Origin of the sequence: Streptomyces mesophilus, assembly GCF_011044995.1 — a bacterium.
GTDB lineage: Bacteria > Actinomycetota > Actinomycetes > Streptomycetales > Streptomycetaceae > Streptomyces > Streptomyces mesophilus.
This window is the reverse complement of the sequence record NZ_JAAKZW010000026.1, coordinates 44,235-50,414: the sequence shown is the minus strand read 5'-3', so window position 1 is coordinate 50,414 and position 6,180 is coordinate 44,235. Positions and strand designations below refer to the sequence as shown.

The following is a 6,180-nucleotide window of genomic DNA, read 5'->3' as shown; positions in this document are numbered from 1 at the left end:
TCCCCGCAGCGGCTCCGCCGCCCCCGGCCGCCCCGCCGGCCGCGCCCGCTCCCGTCCAGCTCACCAAGGTGACGCTGACCAAGAACGCGCCCACCGTCTCGCTGACCAAGCAGGGCGGCACCTCGGGCGGGATGCGCGTCAACCTCAACTGGGAGGTGCGCAAGCAGTTCAAGGGCTGGGGCGCCAAGCTCGGCCGCGCCGTGGCCATGCACTCGGACCTCGACCTCGACCTGTGCGCGCTCTACGAGCTGTCCGACGGCCGCAAGGGCGTGATCCAGGCGCTCGGCAACGCCTTTGGAGCGCTCGACCGCCCGCCGTTCATCCATCTCGACGGCGACGACCGCACGGGGGCCAACGCCTCGGGCGAGAACATGTCGATCAACCTCGACCAGAAGAGCGCCTTCCGGCGCATCCTGATCTTCGTCACGATCTACGAGGGCGCCCGCAGCTTCGCCGACCTCAACGCGACGGTGACGCTGACCCCGCAGCACGGTGCGTCGATCGACTTCTCGCTCGACGAGTGCACGGTCCCTTCGACGGTCTGCGCCCTGGCCCTGCTCACCAACGAGCACGGCGACCTCCTGGTCCGTCGCGAGTCCCGCTTCCTGGTCCCCGAGCGCGGCGTCAGCCCGCAGCGCACCGTCGACTACGCGTACGGCTGGGGCCTCGACTGGACCCCGGGCCGCAAGTGACGCCGCGGCTTCACTGATCGGGGGCGGGTTCCGTGCGGTCGGGCCGCGCATAGGTGCGGCCCTTCCATGCGGCTCCGCGCCCCCGGTAGTGCTGCACGGCCGAGTCCACAGTCATCAGCAGATACAGCACCGCCGTCGCCGGCAGCAGCGGCGCGAGCCACAGCGGCTGGCGGTAGTAGCGGAGCATCGGGACATACGTGGCCGTCATCACCAGCCACGCCAGGCCGGCCGCCCACGCGGCCGGCCCGTCCCCGGTCACCAGCGCCAGCACGAGACCCGCCGGCGGCACCACGTACACGAGCAGCAGCCCCACCACGGTGCCGAGGAGCAGCAACGGCTGGTGGCGCAACTGTGCGTACGCGCTGCGCGAGACCATCCGCCACAGATCACCGAGCCGCGGATACGGCCGGATGCTGTCCACCTTGTCGGCGAGCCCCAGCCAGATCCGGCCGCCCGTGGATTTCACCGCCCTTGCAAGCGCCACATCGTCGATCACCGCGTGCCGGATGGACTCCGGCACCCCTGCCCGGGCGGCTGCCTCGTCGCGCAGCAGCACGCAGCCGCCTGCCGCGGCCGCCGTCCGTGACCCGTCGACGGCGATCCGGCGGAACGGATACAGCTGCGCGAAGAAGTAGACGAACGCCGGAACGATCAGCCGCTCCCAGACGCTCGTGGCCCGCAGCCGCGCCATCTGCGAGACGAGATCGAACCCGGAGCCGTGCGCGGCCGCCACCAACTCCCGCAGGCTGTCCGGCTCATGGGAGATGTCGGCATCGGTCAGGAGCAGGTAGTCGGGCTGCTGAGTGGTGCGTGCCTCGGCGATCCCGTGCCGCACCGCCCACAGCTTCCCCGTCCAGCCGGCCGGCGGTTCGCCCGGCGTCGTCACGGTCAGCGGCAGCCCGCCGTGCTGAGCGGCGAGCGTGCGGGCCAGCTCCCCGGTGCCGTCCGAGCTGGAATCGTCCACGAGGAAGATCCGTGCCTCACCGGGATAGTCCTGCTTGAGCAGTGAAGGAAGGCTCAGCGGGAGTACCGCGGCCTCGTCCCTGGCCGGTACGACCAAGGCCACCGAGGGCCAGGAAGCCGGCGTGCGGCGGACGGGCAGCCAGATATCCGTACGCCAGAAGAAGCCCTGCGCGAGCAGTAGCCACAACCAGGCGGCGAGCGACGCGGCGGCGGTCCAAGCGAGTGCGCTCATCCTCGCGATGATGCCCCACACCACGGCCGCAAGGGCGCAATCATCTATGGTGGCCGGGTGAAGATCGCGCTCCTGGACTCCGGAATCGGCCTGCTCCCCGCCGCCGCCGCGGTACGGCGCCTGCGGCCGGACGCCGATCTCGTGCTGACCTGCGACCCCGAGGGAATGCCCTGGGGCCTGCGCACCCACGAAGACCTCACCGGCCGCGCGCTCGCCTGCGCCGAGGCCGCAGCGGTACGGCAGCCCGACGCGCTGATCGTCGGCTGCAACACGGCCTCCGTGCATGCCCTGCCCGCCCTGCGCGCCCGTCTGGAACCGCAGATCCCCGTGATCGGCACCGTCCCCGCCATCAAGCCCGCCGCCGCGGGCGGCGGACCCGTCGCGATCTGGGCCACGCCCGCCACCACCGGCAGCCCGTACCAGCGGGGTCTGATCGGCGAGTTCGCGGCCGGAGTCGACGTCACCGAAGTGCCCTGCCCCGGTCTCGCCGACGCCGTCGAGCACGCCGACGAGGCGGCCATCGACCGGGCGATCGCCGCGGCCGCCGCCCTCACGCCGAAGAACGTGCGCGCCGTCGTCCTCGGCTGCACCCACTACGAGCTGGTCGCGGAGCGTATCCGCGCCGCCGTGCAGCAGCCCGGCGAAGCGCCCCTCGTCCTGCACGGCAGTGCCGGCGCCGTCGCCGCCCAGGCCCTGCGCCGTATCCACCTCGAGCCCGCACCGGAGGCCCCCGCCTCGGGGTCGCTGACCGTGCTGCTCACCGGTCGCGAGGGCGACCTCCCCGCGGCCGCGCTCGCCTACGCGGAAGGCCGCCAGCTCAGGGTCGCCAGCGCCGCCCACTGAGTCCGCAGGGCCCGTGGGACACCTGGGCAGGACCCGTGGGATACATGGGTCGCACAACTGAATGTCACGCTCCGCGATCCCGTGCCTTCGCAGCGGAACACTAGTAGCCTTCACGCCATGAGGGACCCCCACGAAGAGCGGGGCGCACAGCCCCAGCCGGAGATCTGGACCGGGCGTGCCACGAACCGTGTGCAGTGGCTGCTCGCCAGCTTCGGCGCGGCCTGCATGGCGCTCGGTATCGAGCTGGCCGTCGACTCGCCCTGGACCTCGGGGCTCGCGCCCCTGGTGATGGCGGTGGTCGGCTGCGTCGCCGCGGGACTGCTGATGCTCTTCGGCACCCTGGCCTTCGTTCATGTGGCGGTACGGGTGGACACCGAAGCCCTCGAAGTGCGCTGCGGACACATGGGTCTGCCCAGGCGCCGCATCCTTCTCGACAATGTCGTCGCCGCCGAGTTCGCCCCGACGATCACCCCGCAGCAGTGGGGCGGCTGGGGCTGTCGCTGGCGTCCCGAGAAGGGCACTGCCGTGGTCGTACGGCGTGGTGAGGGACTGGTCCTGAACTTGGGCGACGGACGGAAGTTCACCGTCACCGTCGACGACGCCGAAGCCGCGGTGCACTTCATCCGCGCACGCCTGAGGCTGCCCACCGCCGGTCCGGCACAGGGCGCCTGACGTCCGCTCCTCGCCAGGGCGCGGGGCGCCTGACAGCCGGTTCGCCGGAGGCCCTTGGCCTGGTCACAGCCGCGCGCCGTAGACTCCGCGGCGTGACAGCCACCATCGCCCCGTCCGGCGAGCAGACCCCGCCCGCACCCGAGCCGCGCGGCCGACGGCTGCTGCGCGGGCTCGTTCCCGCCGCGGCGGCCGCGCTCAGCGGTGTGCTCCTCTACGTGAGCTTCCCGCCGCGCACCCTGTGGTGGCTGGCGCTGCCCGCGTTCGCCGGGCTCGCGTGGTGTCTGCGCGGCCGCGGCTTGAAGAGCGCGCTCGGCCGCGGATACCTCTTCGGCCTCGGGTTTCTGCTGCCGCTCCTCGTGTGGACGGGTGTGGAGGTCGGCCCTGGTCCGTGGCTCGCGCTGGTCGCGATCGAGGCACTGTTCGTCGCGGTCACCTCGGTCGGCATCGCCGCCGTGTCCAAGCTGCCGGGCTGGCCGCTGTGGGCGGCCGCCGTGTGGACGCTGGGCGAGGCGGCCCGGGCACGGGCGCCGTTCGGCGGGTTCCCCTGGGGGAAGGTCGCCTTCGGGCAGGCCGACGGGGTGTTCCTGCCGCTGGCCGCGCTGGGCGGCACTCCGGTGCTCGGTTTCGCCGTGGTGCTCTGCGGGTTCGGTCTCTTCGAGGCGGTACGGGTGTTCCTCACCTACCGCCGTACCCGCACCCTGCACCGGGGCACCGCGGCCGTGGCGCTCGCCGCCGTCGCCGTGCCGCTCGTCGGCGCCGTCGCCTCACTGCCCCTGGTCTCCGACGCGGCCGAGAACGGCACCGCCACGGTCGCCGTCATCCAGGGCAACGTCCCGCAGGCCGGACTCGACTTCAACGCCCAGCGCAAAGAGGTCCTGAACCACCATGTGAAGGAGACGCTGCGGCTCGCCGAGCGGGTCCGCGCAGGCAAGGTCAAGAAGCCCGACTTCGTGCTCTGGCCGGAGAACTCCTCCGATATCGACCCCTTCCGCAACTCCGACGCGTACGCCGATATCGACGCCGCCGCCAAGGCCGTGGGCGCGCCGATCTCCGTCGGCGGTGTGGTGGAGGCCGACGACGGCCGGCTGCTCAACGAACAGATTCTCTGGGATCCCGTGAAGGGGCCCACCGAGACGTATGACAAGCGGCAGATCCAGCCGTTCGGCGAGTTCCTGCCGCTGCGCTCGGTGGTCGACATGATCAACCCCGCGTGGGGGTCCATGGTCCGCAAGGACTTCAGCCGGGGCAGCAAGCCCGGAGTGTTCACCATGGGCGGCGCCGAGGTGGGGCTCGCGACCTGTTACGAGGCGGCGTTCGACTGGGCCGTGCGCGACACGGTCACCCATGGCGCCCAGTTGATCTCCGTGCCCAGCAACAACGCCACCTTCGACCGCAGCGAGATGACCTACCAGCAGCTCGCCATGTCGCGGGTCCGCGCTGTCGAGCACAGCCGCACCGTCACCGTTCCGGTCACCAGCGGCGTCAGCGCCGTGATCATGCCGGACGGCAGGATCGTGCAGCGCACCACCTGGTTCACCGCGGACACCCTGGTCGCCGAAGTGCCGCTGCGCTCCTCGCAGACCCCGGCCACGAAGCTCGGCATCGCGCCCGAACTGGCGTTGGTCGCCGTGGCCTTCGGCGGGATCGGCTGGGTCATCACGCGGCGGGTGCGGGCACGGGGCGCCGCCGCGAAGTGACGGCGGCGGCCGCAAGCAGCGCCGCGGCAGCCGAAGCTCCGGCAAGCAGCACGAAGAGCGCGGCATGGCCGCCCAGGGCGGCGGCGAGACTCGCGCCCGCCCAGGGTGCGAGCGCTGCCGCGACGGTGGCCGGTGCGGCAAGGAGCGCCGAGAGGCGGCCGTAGGAGCCGGTGCCCCAGCGGTCGGCGACCGCCGTCGCCTGCAGGAGCGTGAGGTTGCCGCGGACCATGCCGGCCGCGACGGCCAGGACGATCAGGAGCGGGAAGGGGCCGGGCACGAGCCCGAGGGCCCCGGTGGTGGCGCCGCCCGCGGCGATCAGGGTGACGGTGCGGGTGGTGACGCCGGTGCGCCCGGCGAGCGCGGCGTACAGGGCGCGGCCCAGGGTCTGGCCCGCGCCGCCGAGGCCGAGGGCCCAGGCGGCCGCGGTGGTGCTCGCACCTCGTTCGGTCATGAGCGGGACGATGCCGATCACGACCGCGTACACCGCGAAACCGGAGAGGGTGAACGCGGTGGCCAGCAGGACGAAGGGGCGGCTGCGGGCAACCGACCCGTTCCTCCCGGTCTGTTGGGCCGGAACCGCGGGGGCCGGTGGCCACGGGGCGCGCAGGGCGAGTGCGTGGGCGGGGATCGTGACGGCGGCCAGGATGACGGCGAGGATGGCGTACGTGCTGCGCCAGCTGAGGTGCGCGGCGAGTGCGGTGGTCAGTGGGGCGAAGAGGGTGGAGGCGAGGCCGCCGGCGAGCGTGATGACGGTGAGAGCACGGACGCGGTCCGGACCCCACCAGCGGGTCACGGCGGCGAAGGCGGGCTGGTAGAAGGTGGCGGCCATGGCCGCACCGGCGAGCATCCAGCCCGCGAAGAACAGCGGGAGGCTGGGTGCGGCCGCGACGGTCAGGACCGCGACTGTCGCCAGTACGGAGCCGCCGGTCATGACGGCACGCGGTCCGTGCCGGTCGAGGACGCGGCCGACGGGGATGCCGACAGCAGCCGAGATCAACAGGGCCAGGGAGAAGGCGGCGGTGGCCGTGCCGGAGGACCAGCCGGTGTCGGCGGTGATGCGGGGGAGCAGCACGGGGAAGGC

6 protein-coding genes are annotated in these 6,180 nt (G+C 72.7%); 4 read left to right on the top strand and 2 right to left on the bottom strand.

The genetic code is table 11. The features are described 5' to 3' along the window. On the top strand, positions 1-692 hold a 692-nt coding region (locus G6045_RS10405; RefSeq protein ID WP_456243471.1), incomplete at its 5' end, for a TerD family protein. Between the two features lie 10 nt (positions 693-702). Here G6045_RS10405 and G6045_RS10400 read toward each other — a convergent pair. Then, positions 703-1,887: a glycosyltransferase gene (locus G6045_RS10400; RefSeq protein ID WP_165331581.1), complete on the bottom strand. Its 1,185-nt coding sequence runs from the start codon at positions 1,885-1,887 to the stop codon at positions 703-705. A 57-nt stretch (positions 1,888-1,944) separates the two neighbouring features. On the opposite strand from G6045_RS10400, the gene G6045_RS10395 reads away from it, so the two are divergent. The 3 genes from G6045_RS10395 (at position 1,945) to lnt (ending at position 5,099) form a co-directional block, all read left to right on the top strand. Continuing rightward, positions 1,945-2,730, top strand: a complete 786-nt coding sequence (locus G6045_RS10395) for an aspartate/glutamate racemase family protein (RefSeq protein WP_165331580.1) — start codon at positions 1,945-1,947, stop codon at positions 2,728-2,730. A 117-nt stretch (positions 2,731-2,847) separates the two neighbouring features. After that, on the top strand, positions 2,848-3,402 hold the full coding sequence (locus G6045_RS10390) for a hypothetical protein (protein WP_165331579.1): 555 nt from the start codon (positions 2,848-2,850) through the stop codon (positions 3,400-3,402). Positions 3,403-3,494: 92 nt separating this feature from the next. Then, positions 3,495-5,099: an apolipoprotein N-acyltransferase gene (gene lnt / locus G6045_RS10385; protein WP_165331578.1), complete on the top strand. Its 1,605-nt coding sequence runs from the start codon at positions 3,495-3,497 to the stop codon at positions 5,097-5,099. On the opposite strand, the gene G6045_RS10380 is transcribed toward lnt, so the two are convergent. Continuing rightward, positions 5,059-6,171, bottom strand: a complete 1,113-nt coding sequence (locus G6045_RS10380; RefSeq protein ID WP_328707725.1) for an MFS transporter — start codon at positions 6,169-6,171, stop codon at positions 5,059-5,061. The genes lnt and G6045_RS10380 overlap by 41 nt on opposite strands. Between the last annotated feature and the right edge of the window lie 9 nt (positions 6,172-6,180).